This is a genomic window from Streptomyces canus (assembly GCF_001514145.1).
GTDB classification, from domain to species: domain Bacteria; phylum Actinomycetota; class Actinomycetes; order Streptomycetales; family Streptomycetaceae; genus Streptomyces; species Streptomyces canus.
This window is the reverse complement of record NZ_KQ948670.1, coordinates 163,001-188,188: the sequence shown is the minus strand read 5'-3', so window position 1 is coordinate 188,188 and position 25,188 is coordinate 163,001. Positions and strand designations below refer to the sequence as shown.

General features: G+C 70.5%; 18 protein-coding genes and 3 pseudogenes. 9 read left to right on the top strand and 12 right to left on the bottom strand.

The genetic code is table 11. The annotated features are described in order from the left end of the window. Positions 1–158: 158 nt before the first annotated feature. On the bottom strand, positions 159–2,177 hold the full coding sequence (gene fxsT, locus AQJ46_RS37710) for an FxSxx-COOH system tetratricopeptide repeat protein (RefSeq protein ID WP_079072586.1): 2,019 nt from the start codon (positions 2,175–2,177) through the stop codon (positions 159–161). Between the two features lie 841 nt (positions 2,178–3,018). After that, the gene (locus AQJ46_RS37705) at positions 3,019–3,423 is read right to left on the bottom strand and encodes a type II toxin-antitoxin system PemK/MazF family toxin (RefSeq protein ID WP_059209843.1); all 405 of its coding nucleotides are present in this window, start codon (positions 3,421–3,423) and stop codon (positions 3,019–3,021) included. Positions 3,424–3,589: 166 nt separating this feature from the next. Here AQJ46_RS37705 and AQJ46_RS37700 point away from each other — a divergent pair. The 3 genes and pseudogenes from AQJ46_RS37700 to AQJ46_RS37690 form a co-directional block, all read left to right on the top strand. Further along, a pseudogene (locus AQJ46_RS37700) lies at positions 3,590–4,578 on the top strand (IS701 family transposase); the annotation flags it as partial. Between the two features lie 186 nt (positions 4,579–4,764). Then, positions 4,765–5,139, top strand: a complete 375-nt coding sequence (locus tag AQJ46_RS54615) for a HupE/UreJ family protein (RefSeq protein ID WP_225887497.1) — start codon at positions 4,765–4,767, stop codon at positions 5,137–5,139. 179 nt (positions 5,140–5,318) lie between these two features. Next, entirely contained in the window at positions 5,319–5,777 is a 459-nt protein-coding gene (locus AQJ46_RS37690) for an SRPBCC family protein (RefSeq protein ID WP_059209841.1), read from the top strand. 129 nt (positions 5,778–5,906) lie between these two features. On the opposite strand, the gene AQJ46_RS37685 is transcribed toward AQJ46_RS37690, so the two are convergent. Further along, positions 5,907–6,401 (bottom strand): ATP-binding protein, encoded by a 495-nt coding sequence (locus AQJ46_RS37685; protein WP_079072585.1) that lies wholly within the window; start codon positions 6,399–6,401, stop codon positions 5,907–5,909. A gap of 202 nt (positions 6,402–6,603) precedes the next feature. Between AQJ46_RS37685 and AQJ46_RS37680 the strand changes: the two genes are divergently transcribed. The 5 genes and pseudogenes from AQJ46_RS37680 to AQJ46_RS52895 form a co-directional block, all read left to right on the top strand. Next, entirely contained in the window at positions 6,604–6,942 is a 339-nt protein-coding gene (locus AQJ46_RS37680; protein WP_225887489.1) for an STAS domain-containing protein, read from the top strand. Between the two features lie 243 nt (positions 6,943–7,185). Next, on the top strand, positions 7,186–11,460 hold the full coding sequence (locus tag AQJ46_RS37675; protein WP_059209839.1) for a HAMP domain-containing protein: 4,275 nt from the start codon (positions 7,186–7,188) through the stop codon (positions 11,458–11,460). A 100-nt stretch (positions 11,461–11,560) separates the two neighbouring features. Beyond that, positions 11,561–13,930, top strand: coding sequence for a SpoIIE family protein phosphatase (locus AQJ46_RS37670; RefSeq protein WP_225887496.1), 2,370 nt, complete (start codon positions 11,561–11,563; stop codon positions 13,928–13,930). A 25-nt stretch (positions 13,931–13,955) separates the two neighbouring features. After that, positions 13,956–14,177 carry a hypothetical protein gene (locus AQJ46_RS57635; protein ID WP_079072584.1) on the top strand — a complete coding sequence of 74 codons (222 nt, stop codon included), beginning with the start codon at positions 13,956–13,958 and terminating at the stop codon, positions 14,175–14,177. Positions 14,178–14,188: 11 nt separating this feature from the next. Continuing rightward, positions 14,189–14,449 (top strand): annotated as a pseudogene (locus AQJ46_RS52895) (DEAD/DEAH box helicase); the annotation flags it as partial. Between the two features lie 34 nt (positions 14,450–14,483). Here the strand turns inward: AQJ46_RS52895 and AQJ46_RS37665 are convergent. From AQJ46_RS37665 to AQJ46_RS57625, 7 genes and pseudogenes are all read right to left on the bottom strand, one after another. After that, positions 14,484–14,983: pseudogene (locus AQJ46_RS37665) on the bottom strand (ornithine decarboxylase); the annotation flags it as partial. A gap of 93 nt (positions 14,984–15,076) precedes the next feature. Continuing rightward, a complete protein-coding gene (locus AQJ46_RS37660) occupies positions 15,077–17,341 on the bottom strand; it encodes a S9 family peptidase (protein ID WP_059209836.1) in 2,265 nt (754 codons plus the stop codon). Continuing rightward, on the bottom strand, positions 17,314–19,098 hold the full coding sequence (locus tag AQJ46_RS37655; RefSeq protein WP_059209835.1) for an N-acetylglutaminylglutamine amidotransferase: 1,785 nt from the start codon (positions 19,096–19,098) through the stop codon (positions 17,314–17,316). The genes AQJ46_RS37660 and AQJ46_RS37655 overlap by 28 nt, the downstream gene beginning before the upstream one ends. 175 nt (positions 19,099–19,273) lie before the next feature. Beyond that, positions 19,274–20,446, bottom strand: coding sequence for a carboxylate-amine ligase (locus AQJ46_RS37650; protein ID WP_059209834.1), 1,173 nt, complete (start codon positions 20,444–20,446; stop codon positions 19,274–19,276). Between the two features lie 612 nt (positions 20,447–21,058). Continuing rightward, entirely contained in the window at positions 21,059–21,352 is a 294-nt protein-coding gene (locus AQJ46_RS37645) for a hypothetical protein (RefSeq protein ID WP_059209955.1), read from the bottom strand. 45 nt (positions 21,353–21,397) lie between these two features. Next, positions 21,398–21,655: a hypothetical protein gene (locus tag AQJ46_RS57630; protein WP_225887487.1), complete on the bottom strand. Its 258-nt coding sequence runs from the start codon at positions 21,653–21,655 to the stop codon at positions 21,398–21,400. 288 nt (positions 21,656–21,943) lie between these two features. Next, positions 21,944–22,222, bottom strand: a complete 279-nt coding sequence (locus AQJ46_RS57625; protein ID WP_225887486.1) for a hypothetical protein — start codon at positions 22,220–22,222, stop codon at positions 21,944–21,946. 352 nt (positions 22,223–22,574) lie between these two features. Here AQJ46_RS57625 and AQJ46_RS37635 point away from each other — a divergent pair, with 352 nt between their 5' ends. Then, positions 22,575–23,192 carry a hypothetical protein gene (locus AQJ46_RS37635; protein ID WP_059209833.1) on the top strand — a complete coding sequence of 206 codons (618 nt, stop codon included), beginning with the start codon at positions 22,575–22,577 and terminating at the stop codon, positions 23,190–23,192. A 21-nt stretch (positions 23,193–23,213) separates the two neighbouring features. On the opposite strand, the gene AQJ46_RS37630 is transcribed toward AQJ46_RS37635, so the two are convergent. Together AQJ46_RS37630 and AQJ46_RS37625 are read right to left on the bottom strand one after the other, a co-directional pair. Continuing rightward, positions 23,214–23,828 carry a phosphatase PAP2 family protein gene (locus tag AQJ46_RS37630; RefSeq protein ID WP_059209832.1) on the bottom strand — a complete coding sequence of 205 codons (615 nt, stop codon included), beginning with the start codon at positions 23,826–23,828 and terminating at the stop codon, positions 23,214–23,216. Beyond that, positions 23,821–25,170: a diacylglycerol/lipid kinase family protein gene (locus AQJ46_RS37625; protein ID WP_059209831.1), complete on the bottom strand. Its 1,350-nt coding sequence runs from the start codon at positions 25,168–25,170 to the stop codon at positions 23,821–23,823. Before AQJ46_RS37625 ends, AQJ46_RS37630 begins: the two co-directional genes overlap by 8 nt. Positions 25,171–25,188 lie beyond the last annotated feature (18 nt).

Here is a 25,188-nt window from a genome sequence, read left to right as displayed (position 1 = left end):
CCAGCGCGGACTCCAGCACCCGTCTGGTCAGCTGCTGCAGGAGGCCGCCCCCCGGCCTGAGCCCGGGCCACCATAAGCCGACCCCGCCGAGGAACTCGGCCACCTTCGGGGACGCTGCACAGCTGCCTTGCCGTCCTCGGTGTCACTCGTCACGTCAGTCAACGCAGCCGGTCGACCAGAGCGAAGGCATCCTCGGTTTTGGGGTGGGTCCGGCCCAGCCGGGCCTGCAGGATCTGTGCACCCCGGCGCGCGAAATCCACGGCGGTCGGGTTGTTCATCGCGTGCAGGACCTGGGCCTGGAGGATGAGGACGTAGCCGATGTACAGGTGGTCCGGCGCATAGACGGCCTCGCGGATCTGCAGTGCCCGCGAGATCAGCGGCAGGGCTGCCTCGTGGTCGCCGAGGTCGACATGGACATTCGCCAGTGCAATCAGGTCGAAGCTCACGTACGGGTCGTTCGGCCCGAGTGCCGCCTCGTCGATCTGCAGCGCCCGCTCGGCCAGTGGCAGCGCCGCACGGTGTTCACCGAGGAGGCACAGCGTACGCGCGAGCGTGGCCAGGTCCGTTGCGATGGCGGGATCGTTCGCCGGCAGGCAGGACTCGTGCAGCCGCAGCGCGCGTTCCACGAGTGGGCGGGCCCTCTCCGGCTCGTGGAGCTCCCGGTGGATCTGCGCCAGAGTGATCAGATCGAAGCCGGTCTCCGCATCCCGGCCCTCGATCGACTCGTCGATCGCGAGGGCACGCTCACACAGAGGCAGAGCCATCTGGTAGTCCCCGATCTGGATGAGGAATTCCGACGCCAGCCTGAGCAGCACCGCCGTCTCCGCAGCGCACTCGGCCGGTGGATCGTCCTTGGTCACCGCCAGGACGTGCGAGAGTAACTCCTGCCAGCGCGGCCGCGCGTCCGGGTCACCGTGGACGTCGTGCGGCACGGCCGCGACCAGCGCCCGGCACAGCTGGACCCGGGCGTCGGCATGCGCCTCCTCCGGCATGTCGGCCCGGACGGCGGCCTGCACCAACCGGTGCACCACCAGGGACGCATTCCCGCGCCGCGCGAGTCCCAGACCGGCCAGGGCACCGACCGTCGTGTCCCACACCAGCGGATCGGCGGCGCCCACGTTCAGGATCTCGGGACTACGGGTGAACAGGTCCAGCGGGATCGGTTCCGGCGCCAGTAGGGCACACAGCCTCAGCATCCGCACTGCCTGCGGCCGCTCCGCCTCCAGCCTTCGCACACTGAGCTGCCACAGGGCCCCGACCATCACCGCCGACCGGTCGCCCGGCGCGCCCAGCGATATCATCTCCTCCAGCCGGGACGTCAGCAGCCTCACGTAGTCATCGGGCGCCGTCTGGTTGTACTCCATGTACCCGGCTGCCTGCTCCAACGCCAGCGGCAAGTCCCCCAGTTCCTCGGCGATCCGGTCCGCTACCGCCGCGGTCATGCCGGGCACCCGACGCATCAGCAGGCTCACCGACTCCTGCCTGGTGAACACGTCCAGGCCGATCACACCAGCACTGCTCGACCAGTTCCTCACCCTGGTGGTGACGATGACATGGCCGTTGGTCGCCAGGCCACCCGACGGCAGCGCGTGCGTGAGAGTGTTCTGTTCCTCCCCGTTGTCGAAGATGATCAGCCAGGGCCTGCGGTCCGCCAACTTGCCGTACACCCGCGGGATGACCTGGTCGAAGCTTGCTTCCGCCAGCCCCAGCTCCCTGGCCAGAGACACGAACTGCGACGCCACCCGATCGGCGTCCCCGGCATGCACGAACGCGATAAACCGGTACTTCTCGAGATGTCGGTAGGCGTATTCGACCGCGAGTTGGGTCTTGCCGACACCGCCCATCCCACGCACGACCAGCATCGCGACACCGCTCGCCGAGGTGAGGCGCTGCCGCAGTTCCCGCAGCGTGGCGTCGCGGGCAGCGAAGTCAGTGTTGCGCGGCGGCAGTTGGTACGTCATGGGCGCGGGCGGGTTCTGCCCGCGGTCGCGGCGCGGCGCCTGCCACAGCCCGATCAGCGACACAGGTATCAGGAGGAGGAGCACCAGCCACGGGTGGACCCGCACAAGATCGAGCGGTCCTGGCCAATGACTTTGCCCGGACGCCGCGTTGAAGGCGAGACTACCGACGAACAGCACGAGCAGACCGGACACCACACCGGCCAGCGTTCGCCACATGGCTCCCTCTTCAGTATCACCGCTTCCGCGACGACCAACAGCCTGCGTGATCTTATCCCAGGAGCCGCTGACGAAACCGATGAATGAGCCTGCCGAAGAGACAGAACTGAGTTTGTCCTACGTTTCTAGCGCGGGCCCACGCCGGTCATTCGTAGGGTCGGTGAGCCCGAGGACTCCGGGTATGGCAGTCAGCTTGTCGCCGCTCGATGGCTGAGCCGCTGAGCACAAGCAGCATCGGCAGGAACCAAGCGCGCATCATGGTGATGCAGGCTATCGATGAGTCGAAATGCTCCTCGAACTAGTACTCCAGCAGCGGTTCGCTATCTGGCCTGGTCAGAGGCATCGTCGGGAGTGTAGTTGGCCGTTGGCATGTCAGGGGCGGTCTTTCCGGACCGCCCCTCCAACGCATGACATCGTCGTCGGTAGTGACAGTGCCGGGCCACGGCCTGACGCCTTCGCCGCCATCGCGACCATCTCAGCGCATGTACGCGATGTGGCGGGCGGGGCCGGTGCGCGGGGCCAGTTGCCAGGAGCCGGCGGACTCTCGGCTGCCTGTTCGGTGATCACGACCCGAGGCTTCCCAGGGCACGGGGCGACCTTGCCGTCGTGGGCACTCCTTCGAGGGGTGTGCGGGCAGAAGCCGTCCGTGACGGCATCCTGCCCGCTACACTCCCACCGCTCGACGTTTCCGCAGGTCAAGCCACGAACTACTGCTGGAGTACTAGTACTCCAGCAGTAGTTCGTGATCTCGATGGTGAGGAGGGCCGAGGAGACGGCTGGTCAGTGTCGATCATCTGGATGAGACCGGCCACGCCATCAGGAACCACCGTTCCTTCTCCGCCTACTCGAATCCACCGAGACGGAGGGCGTCCCTTATCTCGCTCAGCTTCGCGGTCGTCGCCGGGGTCCACTCCTTCGCCTGTCCACCGAGGCGGAGGGCGTCCTCAATCTCCTTGAGCTTCGCGGAGGACAGGGCGCCCGCCCGCTCGATCAGGTCGTCCCGGGACACGGTGGTCAGCCATGTGCAGGGGGTAAAGCCCGGACGCGGGAACGCGAACCGCAGCACGCCTTCAAAGGGCAGTCCTTCCATGGCGCCTACTGCCACTTCGACGCCCAGGCCGCTGATGTCGACGCCCGCCGGTGCGACGATCTGCATCACCCGGATCCCGGACGCGTCGTCTCCCGACAGCAGTACGACCAGCCGCCGCTCGTCGAACTCGGCCCACCAGACTTCGCCACGTTGCACATGTCCTCCTGACACAGGACGGCAGACGGTCGCCGCACGACCCTGACGCGCTGTGGAGACGGGTGCGGCCACCGTTGATCATCGGTGTGTGAAGACTGAAGGTCATGCGGTGGCCGCAGGTTACAGCGTAGATCCTGCCCGCTGGCAGGAGGCGTTCGAGGGTTTGATGGGCCGGATCGCAGGCCGGTTCACCCGGGTCGAACCCCGGCGGTGGGTCCGGCGGTTGGTACTCGGTCTGCTGTCGGATCTGCCGCGAAAGAACTGCTGGACCATCGCCGAGCGGGCCGGGGAGGCCACCCCGGACGGCATGCAGCACCTGCTGGGGCGGGCCAAGCGGGACGCCGACCAGGTTCGCGACGACGTGCGTGGCTACATGGTGGAACACCTGCACGCCGACCAGGCGTTACTGGTGGTCGACGAGACCGGCGACGTCAAGAAGGGCACCGTCGGCGTCCAGCGCCAGTACACCGGCACCGCCGGCAGGATCGAGAACGCCCAGGTCGCCGTCTACCTGGTCTACGCGAGCCGGCGCGGGCACGCCACGGTGGACCAGGAACTATACGTTCCACGCTCTTGGACCTCCGACCCCTGCCGCTGCCGCGCCGCGGGGCTTGCCGAGGAGACCTCCTTCGCTACCAAGCCGGAGCCGGCCGCACGCATGATCGCCCGGTTCCTGGACGCCGGACACCACGCGTCGTGGGTCGCGGGCGACGAGGTTTCTGGCGGTAACCCGAAGCTGCGAACCGCGCTGGAGGAACGCGGCACCGGCTACGTCCTCGCGGTGGCCTGCTCACACGAAGTCACCACAGGCGGGGGGAAGTTCCGCGCGGACACCCTGGCGAAGAAGGTGCCCAAGCGGGGCTGGCAGAAGCTGTCCGCCGGGGCCGGAGCCCAGGGGCACCGCTTCTACGACTGGGCTGTCATCGACCTGACCGGCCCCCGGCCCGGCAGTCGCCAGTTGCTGATCCGCCGCGACCGCTGCACCGGCGAACTCGCCTACTACCGCTGCTACTCACCCACACCCGCACCGCTGCCGAGCTGGTGCGAGTCGCTGGATCGAGATGACGGGTGGAGGAGTTCTTCCAAGCTGGCAAGGGCTTGGCCGCACTGGACGAACACCAGGTCCGCCGCTACCCACCGCCCGAATGGGAAAGGCCTGACGGCTTGAGCATTGAGCTGTCAACAATATTGCTGATAGTTCTCTCGTCCAGCGCGCGCGTCCCGGACGCCGCCGTCCGCAGAGACGACGCAGCGTTCCCACCCTTTCTTCAGGGAGTGTTCGTGAGCAGAGAGAGAACCCGTGGGGCTCGAAGCCGACGGACTTGGCGGGGTATGGCGGGCGTGGCCGTCGGCGTAGTCCTCGACCTGTCCACCGGCCGGCTCGTGACCAGCCTTCTCGGCTTCAACCTCGGCATCGAACTGGTCCAGCTCCTGCTGGTCTGCCTGGCCCTGCCCTCGCTGCTGGTGCCGGCACGCCTGCGGGTGCAGCCCGCGCTGCGGCTGACCGGCGCGGTCCTCTCCGGCACCGCGGCCGTCGGCTGGCCGGCCGACCGGCTCGGCCTGTCCAACCCCGTCGCCCGGGCGGCCGACGGCGCCGGATCCCACACCAGACTGCTGCCGGCCACCCTCACGGTGACCGCACTCGCCGCCACGGTCCGGACCGGACGTCGCCGACTCAGCGGCGACCCGAAGCCGTTGGGTGCCGCGAGCGGATGAAGGACACACCCTGTCGGTTCCGGCACTTCCCGCGGAGCGCTCGGTCAGTACGCCGCCGCGGTCACCGTTCCTCTCGCGTGATGTCCGGTCCTCCCGTAGGGTCACGGTGCCGCCATGGCAGCAGGGCCCTACGGCCCGGGTCGCCCGTCGGCCGCAGGCCGCGGAGATGAGGAGTGCCCATGTCCGGACAGTTCGAAGCGGTGGTGGAGGTCGATCGGCCCGTGGAAGAGGTGTTCGCCTACCTCGCCGACGGGCGCAACGATCCTCAGTTCAGCCCCCGGGTCCTCACCATCGAGAGGATTCCGGACACTCCGACCGCTGTGGGCACGGTCTTCCGCAGCACCGTCAAGGACGCGGGCATGAAGACCGCCCGGGAGTTCCGCGTCACCGAACTCGAAGCGCCGGTGAAGCTCCGCTGGGCCGAGGTGTCCAAGAACAGCGTGACGGTGCGTGAAGGTGGCTACGACCTGGAGTCCCTGGCCGACGGCAGGACTCGCGTCCGTATCTTCAACCACCTCGAGGGCCACGGTCCGGGCAAACTGCTCGTCGGCCTGGCGCTCGCCGCGGCCCGCAAGGACGCCCCTTCCTTCGGCACCCGGATCAAGACGGCCGCAGAGAAGGCGATCGTCCCCGGCTGATGCCCGCACGCGCAGCCGAAGACCGCCCTCGGAGCCGGCGGCGACCGGCTGCGCCGCCGGGCCTCCAGGACGGCCCCCGGGCCGGGACACGGTCTTCTGGTGTCCACGGCCGTCAGCCGCGAGGCCCGTTCAGAAAGAAACGTCCTGCTGCGGGTCGTCGAACAGCGCGAGGCGGGCAGTGATGCGCTTGCCGACGGGCTCTCGGCGTACCTCGATCCCCTGTACCACCGCCATCACGATCTCCAGACCGTGCTGGCCCACCCGGCCGGCGTCGGCTGCGCGGGCCAGAGGAAGCGTCGGGTCCGTGTCCCACACCTCGATCTCCAGCATGGCGTCGGCGATGCGCAGCTGCAGCAGCACCGGCCCGGGCGCGTATTTCAACGCGTTGGTGACCAGCTCGCTCACCACCAGCTGCCCCAGGTCCATGGCGCGGGCCGACACCGGCAGCCCGTACTCGCCCTGCACCCGCGTCAGGAACTTCGACGTCTGGGCCCGAGCGTCGGCGATACAGCCGTCCGCTCCGTCCAGGGCCACGGTCACCTCGGCAGGTGCGGCTTCCGGCATCCACGCACACTCCTCAGGCAGGACCCGCAGCCTGCCGACCATCTCCAATACCCCGTTCATGGGCGCGCGGATACCCCGTCATCCCCGCCTTACTCCTGTACCGCGCCTTTCTTGTGCTGCCCACGAACCAGAGGGCCGTCTCATGCATTGTCCTCGGGCATCCTGGGCAACGGTGGCACCAAGGACGTGACGGCCCCCATCGAGTGCGCAGAGGACGCAAGTGGCAGACAACCGGGAAGCAGTGGGACACGGCAGACTGTCCGTGGTCCGGACCGAAACCGACGGCATCACCGTGCTCGGCCTCAACGGAGAGATCGACCATCAGAGCGTGGGTGGCCTGACGCATGCCCTGTCTGTGGCCGGTGCCCCTGAGGGGCGCCGGGTGGTCATCGATCTGAGCCAGGTCACCTTCATGGACTCCAGCGGTGTCAACGCTCTGATCGCCGCCTTCCAGTCCGCTCAGGCCGCGCGGGGATGGCTGCGGCTCGTGGTGGTGCGCGGCGCCGTGCTGCGCACCTTGCAGCTCGTGGGGCTCGACACCGTCGTCCCCTTTCACCCGACCCTGGAGGACGCCCTCGCGTCGGCGCAGCCAGGCGCGTGAAAATCGAGCCGGGTACCCGGAATCACTCCCCCCATGCCGGATTCATGACGTCTGTTTTCGGCCTGCCACAACGCTCCCACCAGGCTTTTGTCGCTGCCGCGCACCTGGGTTAATCTTCGACGGATTTCTCACCGGGCAGTTCTGTGGGGTGCAGAATTGTCGCTGGTGAGCGGGCCCTTGACGAGCCCGGCACGGTTCCGAGTCCTCGTGCGGGGGCTCTTGGGGAGCGGAACGAGGGTGGGCATGAGCAGCACGTCGACTCAGGACCGGGAGAAGGCTCCGGGCGAGCAGGAGCTACGGCAGTTGCTGGCCGGGCTGACCGCCGTGCGCGACGGCGACTTCGGTACCCGGCTGCCGTCCGACGGACAGGGCCTGCTGGGTGACATCGCCACGGTCTTCAACGGCATGGTCGACCAGCTGTCCGTGTTCACCTCGGAAGTCACACGGGTGGCCCGCGAGGTGGGCACCGAGGGCACGCTGGGCGGCCAGGCCGAGGTGCCGGGAGTCTCCGGCACCTGGGCGGATCTGACCGACTCGGTCAACGCGATGGCGGGCAACCTGACCACCCAGGTCCGTGACATCGCCCAGGTGGCGACGGCGGTGGCCAAGGGCGATCTCTCGCAGAAGATCGACGTCCCCGCGCGCGGGGAGATCCTTCAGCTGAAGGAGACCGTCAACACGATGGTCGACCAGCTCTCCGCCTTCGCCGACGAGGTCACCCGCGTCGCCCGCGAGGTGGGCAGCGAGGGCCGCCTCGGCGGACAGGCCCAGGTGCCCGGCGTGGGCGGTGTGTGGCGGGACCTGACCGATTCGGTCAACTTCATGGCGGGAAACCTCACCTCCCAGGTCCGCAACATCGCCCAGGTGACGACGGCGGTCGCGCAGGGCGACCTCTCCCAGAAGATCACCGTCGACGCCCGCGGCGAGATCCTCGAACTCAAGAACACCATCAACACGATGGTCGACCAGCTCTCCGCCTTCGCCGACGAGGTCACCCGCGTCGCCCGCGAGGTCGGCACCGAGGGCCGGCTGGGCGGTCAGGCCGACGTCAAGGGCGTCAAGGGCACCTGGCGCGACCTCACCGACTCCGTGAACTTCATGGGCGGAAACCTCACGTCCCAGGTCCGCAACATCGCCCAGGTGGCGACGGCGGTCGCGCAGGGCGACCTCTCCCAGAAGATCACCGTCGACGCCCGCGGCGAGATCCTCGAACTCAAGAACACCATCAACACGATGGTCGACCAGCTCTCCGCCTTCGCCGACGAGGTCACCCGCGTCGCCCGCGAGGTCGGCACCGAGGGCAACCTCGGCGGACAGGCGATCGTCCGGGGCGTGTCGGGGACCTGGAAGGACCTCACCGACAACGTCAACGTGATGGCGTCGAACCTGACCGGGCAGGTCCGTTCGATCGCCCAGGTGGCCACCGCCGTGGCCCGCGGCGACCTCTCCCAGAAGATCACCGTCGAGGCCAAGGGCGAGGTCGCCGCGCTGGCGGACGTCATCAACACGATGGTCGACACGCTGTCCGCGTTCGCAGACGAGGTCACCCGCGTCGCCCGCGAGGTCGGCACCGAGGGCAACCTCGGCGGACAGGCGCAGGTGCCGAACGTGGCCGGCACCTGGAAGGACCTCACCGACAACGTCAACTCGATGGCCAACAACCTCACCGGGCAGGTGCGCAACATCGCCCTGGTGACGACCGCCGTGGCCAACGGTGACCTGTCGAAGAAGATCGACGTCGACGCCCGCGGCGAGATCCTGGAGCTGAAGACGACCATCAACACGATGGTCGACCAGCTGTCGTCGTTCGCCGCCGAGGTCACCCGCGTCGCCCGCGAGGTCGGCAGCGAGGGACGGCTCGGCGGACAGGCCGAGGTGGAGGGCGTCGAAGGCACCTGGAAGCGCCTCACCGAGAACGTCAACGAGCTGGCCGGGAACCTCACCCGGCAGGTCCGCGCGATCGCCGAGGTCGCGAGCGCGGTGGCCGAGGGCGACCTGACCCGGTCCATCAACGTGGAGGCCTCCGGTGAGGTCGCCGAGCTCAAGGACAACATCAACTCCATGGTGGAGTCCCTGCGCGAGACCACCCGGGCCAACCAGGAACAGGACTGGCTCAAGACCAATCTGGCCCGGATCTCCAGTCTGATGCAGGGCCACCGTGACCTGCCCGTGGTCGCCGAGCTCATCATGGACGAGCTCACGCCGCTGGTCTCCGCCCAGTACGGCGCCTTCTACCTGGCGGAGGACAGCCAGCGCGGGCACGAACTGCGGCTGGTGGGCTCGTACGGCTATCCCGACGACGACGAGCGGCCCACCCGCATCCCGGTCGGGCGCTCGCTGGTCGGGCAGGCCGCGCGCAATCGCCGTAGCGTCACCGTGGAAGAGCTGCCCGAGGGGTACGTCACCATCTCCTCGGGTCTCGGGCACGCCGCGCCCTCCGCTCTGGTGGTACTGCCGATCGTGGTCGAGGAGCAGGTCCTCGGGGTGATCGAACTGGCGTCCGTCAGCCGCTTCCGGCAGATCCACCAGGACTTCCTGGCGCAGCTGATGCCGACCATCGGTGTCAACCTGAACACCATCGTCGCCAACGTCCGCACCGACGAGCTCCTTGACGAGTCCCAGCGGCTGACCGCCGAACTCCAGGCCCGTTCCGAGGAGTTGCAGGTCCAGCAGGACGAACTCCAGCGCTCCAACGCCGAACTGGAGGAGAAGGCCTCCCTGCTCGCCTCGCAGAACCGCGACATCGAGGCCAAGAACCTCCAGATCGAGCAGGCCCGGCAGGAACTGGAGACCCGAGCACAGCAGTTGTCGCTGGCCTCCAAGTACAAGTCGGAGTTCCTGGCCAACATGAGCCACGAGCTGCGCACCCCGCTCAACAGCCTGCTGATCCTTGCCCAGTTGCTGGCGCAGAACCCCTCGCGCAACCTCACCCCGAAGCAGGTCGAGTACGCGGGCATCATCCACTCGGCGGGCTCGGACCTGCTCCAGCTGATCAACGACATCCTCGACCTGTCCAAGGTCGAGGCGGGCAAGATGGACGTCGCCCCCGAACGGGTCCCGCTGCGCCAGCTCCTGGAGTACGTCGAGGCGACGTTCCGGCCGATGACGTCGCAGAAGAGCCTCGAGTTCACGGTGGCCACCGCGCCCGGCACCCCGGCCGACCTGCTCACGGACGACTCCCGGCTGCGTCAGATCCTGCGCAACCTGCTGTCGAACGCGGTGAAGTTCACCGAACAGGGCAGTGTCGAGCTGCGGATCGAACCCGCCGCCGACCAGGAGGTGCCGCCGGGCGTGTACCGAGGCGGTCCGGTCGTGGCGTTCCGGGTCAAGGACACCGGCATCGGCATTCCGCAGCAGCAACTGGAGACGATCTTCGGGGCGTTCCAGCAGGCCGACGGGACCACCAGCCGCAAGTACGGCGGCACAGGGCTCGGTCTGTCCATCACGCGGGAGATCGCCCATCTGCTGGGCGGCGCGGTCATCGTCGACAGTATCCCCGGCCAGGGCAGCACCTTCACGCTGTACCTGCCTGTCGCGCGTGCCGACTTCGAGGAACTGATGGAGGGAGGCGGACGTCCGGCGGAACAGCCGCACGACGCCTTGGCCTCCGAGGAGGCGGCCGAACCCCGGCAGCTCGCCGCTCCCGCGCCTTCTTCCGAGCAGCGCAGACGCCGTCTGCTGGTCATCGAGGAGCGCCCGCGCGGTCTGCTCACGCTCGTCGCCGAGCGGGCCGTCGCCGACCTCGCGTACGACTCCGACGATCCGCACGGGGGGATCGACATCATCACGGCGGTGGGAGCGCAGGAGGCGGCGAGCACACTGGCGGCCGACCCCTGCCACTGCGTCGTCCTCGAACTCGGCATGCGGCACGACGAGGGCGCCGACTTCCTGGAGGCCCTGCGCGGCGACTCGGCGCTGGCCAGCGTGCCGGTCCTGATCCACACCGGACACCGCGTGAACCTCGGCCAGGAGCAGGGGCTGCGGGCCCTGGCCGGCGACCGGCCGCTGGACTTCCTGGCCAGCCTGGACGAACTGCGCGAGCGCATCACCCTGCACCTGTCCGCCGAACAGCCGGGCGACGTGCTGTCGCTGGTGCGTCCCGAGGAGCCGCAGCGCCCCGCCGCACAGGCGGTGGACGACTCCTTCCTCGGCCGGACCGTCCTCGTGGTCGACGACGACGCGCGCAACCTCTTCGCGCTCAGCGGGGTGCTGGAACTGCACGGCTTCCAGGTCCTGCACGCGGACAACGGCCGCAAGGGCATCGAGATGCTGCTCGCCCACCCGGACATCTCGCTGGTCCTGATGGACGTGATGATGCCGGAGATGGATGGTTACGCCGCCACCGCGGAGATCCGCTCCATGCCGCAGTACGCGGACCTGCCGATCATCGCGGTCACCGCGAAGGCCATGCCCGGCGACCAGGAGAAGAGCCTCGCCTCGGGTGCCAACGACTACGTCACCAAACCCGTCGACACCGGCGACCTCATCGCCCGGGTCCGGCGGTGGCTGCCCGCGTGAAGCCACGCCGACACCACCAGCCGACCGCGTGACGTCCCAGCCGAGGAACAGGCCCACCGTGAGTGATCTCCGTCAGCCGCCCGAGTCCCGGAGTGCCGCCGTGGACAACCAGCCCACCGTCCACGGAAACGACGGTGACGGGCAGTCCTCTCCCGTCGGCAGGCTGGCGGCGACCGTGGAGCGGCTGCGGCGGGAAGTACGGGCGGCGCAGGCCGAGGCGGACGGACGGGCCCTGATCGAGCTGGCCAAGGGCATCCTGGTCGAGCGGCTCGGCTGCGGTCCGGCGCAGGCCTCGCGGCAGCTCGCCGAGCTCACGGTGCAGGCGGGTGTGACGCCGTTGGAGTTCGCGGTCGAGGTGATCAACCAGGCCTCGCGTGACCGGGTGTCGGAGGTGACCAGCGCCTTCCTCGCCGCCACCGCCGACCCGCCCGAGGGGCACTCCTCCGCCGTACGGCTGCGGACCGCCGAGAGCGGCGCGCTCGCCGCCCAGGACACGCAGGCTGTCGCCGACTCCCTGCTGGAACACGCGCTGGCCCCGCTGGGCGCGGAGGCGGTGGCCATCTGGGCCCTGGGGGCCGACGGGTCCCTCGCGCTGGCGGGCAGCGCCGGGTTCTCCACGGCCGAGGCCGGACGCTGGCGCCATGTGCCGCCGGGCGTGACGACCGTGGCGCGCCGTGGGCTCGCCGAGCGCTCGGGGGAATGGATCCGCAGTCTGTCCGAGACCGGCCTGCCGTCCATCGGGCAGCACTACTACCGCGACGGCGGCCGGGTCGCCGTACCCGCCGAGACCGGCGGGCGTATCCACGGCGTACTGGAGATCGTCTGGTCCACGCCGCTGGAGCCCCCTCCCGCGGCGATCGTCCGCCAGATCGAGGCGCTGGCCGAGCTGTGCGCGCATACCCTGGAGACGAACGCGCTCCCGCATCCCGACGACGCCCCGCACCCGCGCGTCCTGCCGGACGTCTCCGAGCTGATGGACCTGGCCGACGGCCTCCACGACCCGGCGCTGGTGCTGGTGCCGCATCTGGACTCCGACGGACACCTCGTCGACTTCCGCATCCACCACGTCAACAGCCGCTTCCTCGACCCGGCGGGCCGGCCGCGAGGCGTAGTGAGCGGCGCGCTGCTGCTGGAGGCGTACCCGATGGCCGCCGGTCACAGCGAACTGTTCGAACGGATGGAGCGCGTCTACGCCACCGGCGAACCCTTCCGCGCCCACCGCATGCGGCTCACCGCCCTGGTGGACGACGTCGCGCTCGCGGCCGTCGCCGACATCAACATCAGCCGGCACGGCGGCAGCGTCCTGCTCATCTGGCGCATCGAGGACGAGACGGCCCGCCTGGCGAGCCTGCTCCAGCACGCCCAACGCCTGGGCCGCATCGGCGGTTTCGAGGAGAACCTGCTGACGGGCGAGATCACCTGGAACGGTCAGCTCTACCACCTCTACGGCAAGCAAGTCTCCGACGCCGCCGTACCGCTGGAGAACCTGCCCGCCCACGCCCACCCCGACGACGCGGTCGCCATCGGCCGCTTTCTGCGCACCCTGCTCCATCAGCGCCGTCCCGCGTCCACCGCGTTCCGTCTGCAACGCCCCGACGGGGTCACCCGCCACATCCGGGTCGTGGCGGAGCCCGTCCTCGACTCCTCCGGTCAGTTGTACGTCGTGCGCGGCGCCTACCAGGACATCTCCGCCCACCACTGGACCGAGGTCGCCCTCGCCGCCACCCGGGACCAGCTCGCCCACAGCGAGCAGCAGGCCAGCGAACGCAACCGGCTGACCTTGCAGCTGCAGCACGCCATCATGCCCCCGACGCGGGCGCCGCTGGAGGTTCCGGGGCTGGACGTGGCGGTGCGCTACCGGCCCGCGGAGACCCAGCATCTGGTCGGCGGTGACTGGTACGACGCGGTCGTGCTGCCGTCCCGGATGGTGCTGCTGTGCGTGGGCGACGTCGCCGGGCACGGAATCGAGGCGGCCACCAGCATGGTCGTCCTGCGCAACGCGCTGCGCGGGCTCGCCGTGACCGGCGCCGGGCCCGGCCAACTGCTGTCGTGGCTCAACATGGTGGCCCACCATCTGACCGGCGCCGTCACCGCCACCGCGGTCTGCGGCCTGTACGACCCCGAGAACAACACCCTGCGCTGGGCGCGGGCCGGGCATCTGCCGCCGGTCCTCGTACGCGGCTCGGATGCGGCACCGCTGCCGCTGGTCAAAGGGCTGCTGCTGGGTGCCGTACCCGAGGCCTCGTACGAGGAGCACGAGGTCCAGCTCGCCGTCGACGACACGCTGCTGATGTACACGGACGGTCTGATCGAACGCCGGGACCGGTCGGTGGAGGAGTCCCTGGCGCAGTTCCTGACGGTCGCACGGGCGGTCCCGCCCACACTGGACCAGCAGTTGGACCGACTGCTCACCCACAGCAGGTCCGACACGGACGACGACACCTGCATCGTGGGAATCCGGGTGGCCTGAGGCACGGTCGGCCCCCGTAGGTGAGCTGGAGGCTTGTGTCGCCGCGTCCGGGCGGTGGACGGACGACGAGGAGGGTCGCCGCCGGCTGCCCGCCGGAGAAGTCCACGTCACCTGGTCCGACACGATCCCGGAGTCCGGGGGCGCGTCCGACCGGGTGCGGCGCCTGGGTCCGCGCGGTGCCTCCGTGGCGGGACGTCGTGGGGGCGACGCCCGCCCGAGGTGGTACCGCACCGACCCCGGACCGTGAAGGGAACGGGCATGCCCGACAAGAGGAGTTCCGGCGTCTCGGACCGGTTGGCGCGGACCGCCGGCGATGTGTTCGGCTGGAGCGAGCTGCGGCCGGGGCAGCTGACCGCCATGGAAGCGGTCATGCGGGGGCGGGACACTCTGGCCGTCATGCCCACCGGCGCCGGGAAGTCGGCCGTGTACCAGGTGCCCGGGCTGCCGCTGCCCGGGCCGACAGTGGTGGTTTCCCCGCTCATCGCCCTCCAGCGGGACCAGATCGCCGGCCTGCTCCGCCACGACGACGCCCCGGACGCCGTCGCGGTCTGGCGGTGATCAGCAGCATGCCCTTGGCGTCCGGGTGCTCCTTGAGGCGGCGGCGTACGTCGTCGGGCTCCGGCGGATGGGCGAGGTGCCGCTCGCGGTCGAACTTGGGATGGACCCAGATCGGTTCGACGCCGTTGACGACGACGCCCGAGATCACGGACTTGTGCGCGTTGCGCGACAGCAGCAGCTTCTCCCCGGGACCGGCCACGGCCAGCATGGCCGTCTTGACGGACAGGGAGCTGCCGCACGTGGAGAAGAACGCCTGCTCGGCCCCGACCGCGTCGGCCATCAGTTCCTGTGCCTGGCTGAGCACGCCCTGGGACTGACGGCGGTCGTCCAGCCCGTTGCGGGACAGGACGTCCGAGCGGAACACGTCGAGCCCGACGATCTCCGCCACCCGCGGGTCCACGCCGCGGCCCTGCTTGTGCCCGGGCGGACCACCGTGTCTCCGCGCCGCCGGAACTCCTCCAGCGCCTCCAGCACGGGCACCCGCGAGTGGTCCATGGTTCCTCCCAAGCCGTCCCGCTGGTCTGAACACCGTGTTGACCGCATGCGCCCGCAGAAACGCCCGGCACGGCCGTCCGGTCCTCCGGAGGGTCAGAAGGGGTGCAGGTGCCGCTCCATCCAGTCCGCTGCGGTCCGGCGGAACAGGCGCCGGTTGTCCGCGCGCAGGAAGTCGTGCCCCTCGTCCCGCAGGACGAGGAGCTCGGCGGGGACACCGCGCTCCCGGGCGGCCCGCACGAACTGTTCCGACTCCCCCGGCGGCACGTTGGTGTCGTGCTCGCCGTGGACGGCGAGCAGCGGGGCCCGCAGCGCGTCGATACGGCTCATCGGTGACAGGGCGTGCAGCAGTTCGCGGTCGCGCTCCGGGTGGCCGTACTTGTGCGCCGCCGATTCCGCGATCCAGGGCTCGGTGCCGGCGAAGAAGGTCAGCAGGTCGGACATGCCGCAGACGGCGATGCCGGTGCGGAAGAGGTCCGGGTGCCACACGAGGGAGGCGAAGGTCAGGTAGCCGCCGTACGAGCGCCCCATCACGGCCAGCCGGGTCGGGTCCGCGGGGCCCGCCGTGACCGCGTGCGCCGCGCAGTCCGCGACGTCGTCGAGCGCGGCGAAGCGGCCGCTGCCCAGGTCGGCGTCGACGAAGGACCGGCCGTGTCCGCCGGAGCCGCGGACGTCGGGGGCGAAGATGTCCAGGCCGCGCCCGAGCAGCTCGTGGTACAGCGGGTCGAACACCGGGCGTTCCTGGTCCTCGGGGCCGCCGTGTAGGTGGATCACGCAGGGCGCCGGCTCGTTCGGGGCACGTCCCGGCGCCCGGTAGTACCAGCCGCTGAGGGGCAGGCCGTCCCTGGCGGCCAGGCGCGAGAGGACAGGACGTACCGGCGGGCGGCCCGGCGGCACGGCGTCCTCGTCCCGGGAGGACCACGGGGTGCGCAGCAGGGACACGCCTTCATGAGCCCACCACACGCCGGGGCGGCGTTGCGAACCGGACAGCGCCAGCAGCAGCCGCCCCGTCCCGGCCGCCGCGATGCGCGTGACGACCTCGTGGGGCAGCGGTACCGGCCGCGCCGGTCCGGCGGTGTCCGGGGCGCCGTGCCCCGGGGCGGTCTCGACGACCTCCAGTTCGCCGGCGCCACGCACGTTCCAGGCCAGCACGGCCGTCCGGCCGTCGTGTGCCATCGCCAGCAGCTCGAGGCCGCTGTCCTGGCGTTCCGCCACGACGGTCCTGCCGCGCTGCGTGCCGTCGGCGTCGAGAGCGACGGCGAACAGGGCCGCGTACTCCCGGTCGGCGTCGCTGCGCAGCCACAGCGTCCGCCCGTCGGGCGAGAACCGGCCGATCCACGGGTCACCGTCGGCAACCGCCAGGGTGCAGGTGGTCGCCGCGTCCGAGGTGCGCCGGACGACCGCTTCCCGTCGGCCGCGCGGCCCCCGGCGCAGCAGCGCGAGCCGGCCGTCGCGGCTGAGGTCGCACACCCGGAGCGTGGGGGCGTCCGGTTCCGTGGCGAGCAGCACGGGCGAGGCCAGACCGTCGGGATCGATCAGGTAGGCGGACAGTCCTCCGCCCGGCCGGGTCGCCGGTGTCACGCCCGGCCCCACGGCGTACGCGGGGGTGCCGAGGAGGGTCGCCCGGCCGTCCCGGGCCGTCCAGTGGGCCGGGACGGCGTCCGTCGACTGCCACACAGCGTCCGCCTGGGCACGGGCGGTGGCTGGTGCGGCGAGGGTGACGGCGACGGCCGAGCCGTCGTGGGCCCAGCAGCCGAGGTAGGCGGAACTGTCGGGGTCTGCACCGGCCAGCAGGCGACGGCCGGTGCCGTCCGGGCGCACGCACAGCACCCGGGAGTGCTCCCCGCCGCCCGGCGCGGTCGTGTACGCGATCCAGCGGCCGTCGGGTGACCAGGACACCTCCTTCACGGGATCCGGGGAGGAGTCGAGCAGCCGGATCCCCTCGCCGTCCACGGGCCCGGCCCACAGCTGGGGGACGCCGCCCCGGTCGCAGATGAAGGCCACCTCGGTGCCGTCGGGAGCGGCGGAGGGATACCAGCAGCCGTGCGCGTGCAGCCGGGTCACGGCCTCCCGCGGGCCTTCCGCCTCGGGCAACGGCATCGAGGCCGGGGCCGCGGCGCGGGCGGGGCCCTGCGCCGGGGCGGGACCTGCGGCACGGGCGTGCTCCTGTGCCGGTGGCGGCGCCGTGGCACTGGCAGGTCCGTGCGCCGGTACGGGGCCGCCTGCGGCGCGGGCAGGCTCCTGCGCCGATACAGGTGCGGCACCACGGGCGGGTGGCCCCTGCGCCGATGCTGGCGCCGCCGCGTGCGGGGTCCGGGTGCCGGGCTGCCCGGTCACGTGATTCCGTGCGTCTGCAGCCATGTCTCCAGCAGTGCCACCTGCCACAGGGCGTTGGCGCCGCGTTTGGTCCGGTGCTCGTCGGGCGCCGCCAGGAGCTCGGCCACGTACGACTCCTGGAAGATTCCCCGTTTCTTCGCCTCGGGTGCCGAGAGGACCTCGCGCACCCGGTCCAGAACGGGGCCGGCCATGTGCCGGATGGCCGGGACGGGGAAGTAACCCTTGGGCCGGTCGACGATCTCCCGCGGCAGGAGCTTGCGTCCGGCTTCCTTCAGTACGCCCTTGCCGCCGTCGGCGAGTTTGAGCTCCGGCGGGCAGGCCGCGGCCAGCTCCACCAGCTCGTGGTCGAGGAACGGCACGCGGGCCTCCAGTCCCCAGGCCATGGTCATGTTGTCGACCCGCTTCACCGGGTCGTCGACGAGCATGACGTGTGTGTCCAGTCGTAGCGCCGCGTCCAGGGCGGTCTGCGCGCCGGGACGTGCCATGTGTTCCCTGACGAAGCGGCCCGACACGTCGTCCGGGGGCAGCATGTGCGGCTGGAGGATCCGCGCCAGGTCGGCGTGGGGACGGTCGAAGTACGTCTCGGCGTACCTCTGCGGTTCCTCCTCGCGCGCGACCGCGGCCAGCTCCGGGTACCAGTGGTATCCGGCGAACACCTCGTCGGCGCCCTGCCCGCTCTGTACGACCTTCACCTCCTTGGAGACCTGCTCGGACAGCAGGTGGAAGGCGACCACGTCGTGGCTGATCATCGGCTCGCTCATCGCGGCGACGGCGTCGTCCAGGCCGCTCGAGACCCGTTCGGAGGCCACCGTCATCCGGAGGTGGTCCGTGCCGAACTCCCGGGCGACCAGGTCCGAGTACTGGAACTCGTCGCCCTTCTCCCCGCCCTCGGCCTCGAATCCCACGCTGAACGTCTTCAGGCCTCGCTGACCCTCCTCGGCGAGCAGGGCGACGATGAGGCTGGAGTCCAGGCCGCCGGAGAGCAGGACACCGACCGGCACGTCGGAGACCATCCGGCGGCGCACGGCCGTGCGCAGCGCCTCCAGCACCGCGTCACGCCACTCGTCGGGCCCCATGCCCGCGTACTCGGCACGACGCGTGTAGGACGGCTGCCAGTAGCGGTGGTCGCGGTGGCTGCCGTCCGGTTCGACCACCCGTACCGTGGCCGGCGACAGTTTGCGCACGCCGTTGAGGACGGTGCGCGGCGGGGCGACCGTGGCGTGCCAGCTCAGGTACTGGTGGACGGCCACCGGATCGACGGAGGTGTCCACGTCTCCGGCAGCCAGAAGAGCGGGCAGGGAGGACGCGAAGCGCAACCGGTCCGGCGTCGGCGCCAGGTACAGCGGTTTGATCCCCAGCCGGTCACGGCCGAGCACGACACGGCCGGTGCGGTGCTCGACGAGCGCGAAGGCGAACATGCCGTAGAAGCGTTCGACGCAGGCGGTTCCCCACTGCAGGTAGGCGTGGAGCACGACCTCGGTGTCGGAAGTCGACTCGAAGCGGTGCCCGAGGCGCCCGAGCTCCTCGCGCAGCTCCCGGTAGTTGTAGACGCAGCCGTTGAAGACGCCGGTGATCTCGCCGTCGGCGTCGGTCATCGGCTGGGCGCCGAGGTCGGACAGGTCGATGATCTTCAGTCGTCGGTGCCCCAGCGCCACCGCGCCCTGTGTCCAGATGCCGTGGCCGTCGGGCCCGCGGGCCGCGAGCCGGTCGGCCATCCGCTCGACGGCCGCGAGGTCGGGTCGCCTGCCGTCGAAGCGGATCTCGCCGCTCAGACCGCACATGGCGCTCCGCCCCCTTCCCAGGAGCCGTCGGACAGGAGCCCGGACAGGAAGCCCGGGTCGCGCCTGCCGGTCGCGACCCGGGCGGTATTGCTGGACATGAACGAAACCTCTCCTCGGGTTGGGTGGGGTGAAGGGTGGACGGGCGGGAAGGTGGGACGCATCGCGCGCGACCGGGTCAGCTGCCCAGGACCTCCGGTGCCCCGGAATCTGCCGCACCCTCGGCGGAGCGCGCGACTCTCCTGCGGGAGAGGGAGGTCGGTATGCGGTGTCGCCGCTCACCGCGGGTGTCCGCGATCAGCAGGTCCGTGCAGGCCAGCAGGTCCTCTTCGCGAGCCTTGCGGCGCATGCGCTCGGCGGCGCTGCCCTCCGCCAGGGCCGCCTCGGTCAGATCCTTCACGGTCTCCCAGTCGCCGTGGGCCTCCAGCGCGGGACGCAACCGGGCCGGCAGCCCGCGTACGACTTCGGCGGCAGGCGCCTCCCGGTGGGTCCTCGGATCCACCAGCGCACCCTCCAGGCCGGACCGGGCAGCCCGCCAGGACGCGCCGCGCAGCCATTCGTGCCGGCCGTCGCACACCGCCGCGCCGGACGCGCGGCGTTCGATGGCCTCGGTCACCAGGGCACGGAACAGGCCGGCCACGAGCACGACGGTCTCCGCCCGCGGACAGGCGTCGCAGATACGGAGTTCCAGCGTCCGCAGGTGGGCCGAGGGACGAACGTCGTAGTAGATCATCCCTGGGTCACTGATGATTCCGCTCCGGACGAGGTCGTCCACCGCGGCGTCGTAGGCGGCCGCGCTGGGGAAGCAGCCGACGGGACCGGCGGTGGGCCAGCGCTGCCAGAGCAGCGTGCGCCAGCTGGCATAGCCGGTGTCGGCTCCCTGCCAGAACGGCGAACTGGCGGACAGCGCCAAGAGCACGGGCAGCCAGGGAGAGACCGCGCACATCACCCCCACGGCCGTCTCGCGGTCCGGTATGTCCACGTGGATCTGGGCGCCGCAGATGAGCTGTTCGTCGGCCACCTGGCGGTACTCCTCGACCATGTGGAGATAGCGCGCGCCGGCGGTGGGGTGTCCGGAGGCGGCCGGGGCAAGTGGTGCCGTGCCCGCGGCCATGACCGCGAGCCCCAGCGAGGAGGCGGCCGCGTCGAGCCGCCGTCTGGTTCTGGTGAGGTCGGCGTACATGCCTGCCAGGGTCGCGTGCACCCCGCTGTTCGACTCCACTGTGGACTGGTGCAGCTCCTTGGTGAAGGTGCCCTGGGGAAGCCGACGCAGGACCGCATCGGCACGCGGCACCAGCAGTCCGCTTTCCACTTGCAGGATGTGGAATTCCTCCTCGACTCCAATGCGCATGACCACAGTCGCTCCTTGAGATGTTGCTGAAGGTCCCGCCAGTCTCAGGGTGACCCCCAAGTGCCCAGGAGATCGATCGATACGCGTAGAATTGCGCATTTGAAAGAGATAATCCACAAATGAGCAGGGTTCCGGGTCAGCCGTCGGTGGTCCTGTCGACCAGCGCGCCGTACGCCAGCTGCAACGCGTCCGCCCCGGCCGGCGCGGCTGAGCAGCCGGCTGAGCCGGAAGGTGGCCACCGAGGTCAGGAGCACGTCCCAGGGTTCCGGCAGGTCGGGCAGCGGGCGATCCGGTCCCGTTCCCGAGGACGTCGTCGCGCGCACACGGCCAGCCGGGTCTCCCTCTGCACGTGCCGCGAAAGAACGAGGGCGCTCAGCCGCCCGACTGCTGCCGGAACATGTCGTACGCCCGCGGAGCAACATCGGGATGTAGCGCCGGCGGTGTTCGCAGCGCGTCTCGATGCGTTCGCCGTACTCCTGGCCCCTCATTCCGCCGGTTCGCAGGTGACCGTCACCGCCGACCACCGGTCCGCGCTGCTCGACGACCACCGGGGTGTCTCCGCACGGCGACGAGCGCCCGGGCGGGCGAGTACCCCGCCCGGTATCGAGGTGATCAGGGCTTGGACACCGCGTGGCGCCCGGCCCTCCCGGAAAGTGCGATGTGGCGAGGGGGCCGGGGCGAACCGGTGGACCCGAGGCGCCGCAGCCACCGGGAAGCCATGAGCAGCAGGCCCGTGAACACGGCCAGGAGCAGCAAGGAGGTCCACATGGGCCGGCTGCCGGGGGAATCCCCCATCGTCCAGGCTGACGATGCCGTCCACAGGACGACGCCGGCCGCGTAGAAGGCCCGGATGCGGCGCAGTTGCCTTGCGGCCCCGGCCGCCGTGGTGTCGTCGGTGTGTGTCATGCCGACCCGTGTACCCCGATCGACGTCCACAAGCCGGCGGGCCGACTAGTTGGTCTGTGAGCTCGTTCCGCTCTGCCGGGACACCTTGTCGGTCACGTCGACGGTGTCGGCGGACGGAGGCGCGGCGACGTCGACCTCGGTGCCGAAGCCGCTGAAGTCCATGACCACCTTCGCCTGGGCCTGCCGGGCGGATGTGTCGGTCCCGCCGGTCTGCGCCGTGTCCTTGACGGTCATCCGGATCTGCTGACGGCAGGTGAGGCCGTCTTCGTCGATCCAGAGGTCGACGGGCACGTCGTCGCCCAACTGCGCACGCAGCTGCCGCTCTTGGGCCGAGTCCCCCGGGCCAGCTTCGAAGGTCGAGATCGACGCGGTAGTGCGTGGTGGACACGCCGTTCACGGTCTCCTCGCCCACCTTCCGCACGTCCTTCTCGGACAGGGACTTGGCGTAGGCGAAGGAATTCGCCGGGTCGCTCATCGCGGGGCCGCCGGCGCCCTGCGAGCGATTCAGCCGCTGCAGGTCCACCTTCATCCAGCTCTTTCCCTCGGGCAGTTGGCCGCTTGCCGCAGGGGGCCTCTGGTACAGAACCTGGTTCACGATCCGCTGTTCGAGCTGCTGGCCGCCCTGGCCCAGCCCATACGGCTCGTACCGTCCTGCAGATCCAGCACGCCGGAACCGGTGATCGTCTCGCTGTCGCCGCCCGCGGCGACGGTGGTCGCCAGCTTGATGCGGGCCGTCTTCGCCTGCGTGGTCTTCTTGTTGGTCGCCTGGACCACCCGGGCCGGCGAGGACTGCGGCTGTTGCGGTGAGGCGGACCGATCGGCGCTGTCGGCCCCGTCGTCGCCGCATCCCGTCAGCAAGGCGACCGACACGACGCCGCCGGCGCCCAGAGCGGCTAAGCGAGAGGTACGTAAGGACGGTTTCATCACGCCTGACATCCCTTCATCACTTTGTGGTGTGAAAAGTGCTGCGAACCACCGGATGCCCCACCCGCAGCGCGATATACGCGGCCCTCGGCGATCGGGTGCCGCACCGGACCGCCTGCCGGTACGGCACAAGTACGGAACAAGACACGTGTCCTGCGTACTATCACTACGACAGCGGCGTGCGGCAGAAACTGACACCGCACCAGCGCAAGCAGGCGAGACAGCACGCCCATTGGATTTCGCGGAGGCCGCAGGCGCGCGCACTGCGGGCCACGGCCCCAGGAAGAGGTGCGAGCCCATGTCCGAAACCGCCCCCGGCACCACCGAGTTGACCTCCCAGTACAGCACCCAGGTGGCCGGTGACCTCGAAATCAACCTCAAGGAGCAAGAGCGCCTCGGCGGCGAAATCGAAGCACTCCAAGGTCAGTTGGCCGCTCTGCGGCACGACCACGCAGTTCTGCTGAACATGCAGCAGGTCCTGGGCACCCCAGCCACAGCCGGCTCGCCCGCCACCCCACCAGGCGCAGTGGTGCCCGCTCCCCGCAAGAAGAAGGCGCCCGCCCCGGACAAGCGGACGGGGACCCGGACATCCACCACACCGGCCGGAAAGCAGACCGGGAAGAAGGCAGCCGCCAAGACTTCGACCGTGCGGTCGGAGCCCACCCTCGTCGACCTTGTCCGAGAGCATCTGGCCGACCAGAGGGAGCCCCGCTCGGCGGCCGAGATCTCCACCGAGCTGGGCCGGCAACACCCCGAGCGCACGATCAAGGCCACCGTCGTGCGCACCACACTCGAGGGACTCGTGGCCAGGAACCAGGCCCAGCGCACCAAGCAGGGGACCTCGGTCTTCTACACCTCACCCGACGCGAGCGAACCCGCCGCGCAAACCGAGGGAAGTCCTCAGCAAGCGGACTGACGAACGCCGCGCGAGGCTCATTCAGCCGGTCGGCCGTGCGAGACGGAAACCGCCCCCGCCCCGTCCGTGCCATCCGGCGGCCGCGAGGACCGCGGCCGCCGCTCCGGTGCCCAGTACGGCACCGGCGACCACGTCTCCCGGATAGTGCACCCCGGTGTGGATCCGTGAGTAGCCCACCGCACAGGCCAACAGGCCCAGCGGCACGGTGGCAACGGGAAGCGCGGGCCCCACCGCCGCCGCGAAGGCCACCGCGGACGCCGTGTGCCCCGAGGGGAAGGACGCGGACTCCGGCATCGGCACGTGCCGCCCCGGAAACGGCGAGTCCTCGGCCCGGTGCGGACGCGGCCGGCGTACCAGACGCTTGCCGAGCATGTTCGCGCTCGCCGAGGCGACACCGATGGCCGCGACTCCGAGGGCGGCGGCGCGCCGGGGCCGCCCGGGGCACAGGGCGAGCAGTCCGGCGATCGTGAACGAGATCTTGGAGTGGTCCGCCGCGGCCGACAGCCGGCGCAGGGCGTAGTCCAGGGCCGGTGTGCTGGTGACCGTCACGGCCTCGTACAGCGCCTGGTCGAGGGCGGCGAGGTCCCGCAACAGCTCGCGCGAGGTTCGCTGTTGGCGCTGTGGTCGGTCAAGCATCGCTCTGCTCCTGGTTCTTGACGGCCGGGAAGGGAGTCCGTGCGAGGGCCAGTCGGACGACACGGCGCCAGTCGACGGACGGGGCAGTGTACGGCGCGCCGGGACGGTTTTTCGGTACCCGCACCCGCAGCGCCTTGGGTCGTACGGTGCACACGACCGGCGGGGGCAGCAGCAGCGCTTCGCCGTCCACGGCCACCGGGATGGTCTCCTCGTCGGCCTCGACGACCACCCGGCGCGAGGTCGACCAGGTGATCCCGCTGGCACGTTCGCCTCGCAGCGCGAGTTCGGCGGCCTGTGCCGCGCCCTCGATCCGCAGACTGATCACACCGAGTCGGCCTCCGTCGAGGTGGGATCTTCGTCCGCCGCCCATCGGGCCTGCCTGCACATAGGGGTTGTTGCTCACCAGCAGCGCGTGCGGGGCTTCGAGCCGCTGGTCGTCCGCCGTGGCGGTCAGCTGTGCTCCGGCCTCGCCGGCCAGCAGGTCCGGCAGCAGGTCGAGCGTGGTGGACGCCTTGGCCTCGCGGTATTCGGGCCTCTGCACGATCTCCGCGTACGTCCCGAACGAGACCGTGTTCACGAAGGGCCGACCCGCCACGTCGCCCAGATCCACACGGATCTCCACGCCGTGCGAGAGAGCCTTGAGGCCGCTTGCCGGATCGTCGCGGTCCAGGCCGAGGTCCATCGCGAAGTGGTTGCGAGTCCCGGCGGCAAGGACCACGAAGGGCACATCGTGTTCGGCGGCCACCGCTGCCACCAGGGCCTGGGTGCCGTCGCCGCCGGCCACGCCGAGCAGGTCCGCGCCCTCCGCGACGGCCTGGCGAGCAAGCGCAGCCGGATCGGGGCTGTTGTCCACGTCGAGCAGGATCACCCGGGCGCCCAGCGCCTCGGCCCGCTGCACAAGGCCGTGCTCGGCGACCTTTCCGCCGCCCGACAGCGGATTCATGATCAGCACCGGTCTGCGGGGCGGCCGGACCGGATGCGAGTGCATGCCACGGGGTGACCGCAGTCGGCGCAGTGCGCTTCTCGCGCAGGCCAGTGCCGCCGCCCACAGACCCAGCGCCGCCGCCGCGAACGGCCACAGGCCGGACACCGCGTACAGGACCAGGACGGCGACGGGCGCGGCGACGGCCAGCAGGGCCCCGCACAGACGCGCCACACCCCGATGCGCCAGAGCCCACCAGATGCCCACGCCGGCCAGGGCGAGGCCCACCAGCCCCAGCAGCAGGAGCAGCCACGGGCCCGCGGCCACGACCGCCGCGACCACCCCTGTCAGGCAGAGCAGAGCCAGCCTGGCCAGCGTCCGCGCCGCGGTACCGGAGCCGTCCGACTCCACATCGTTCATCGTCCGGGTCGCCTCTCA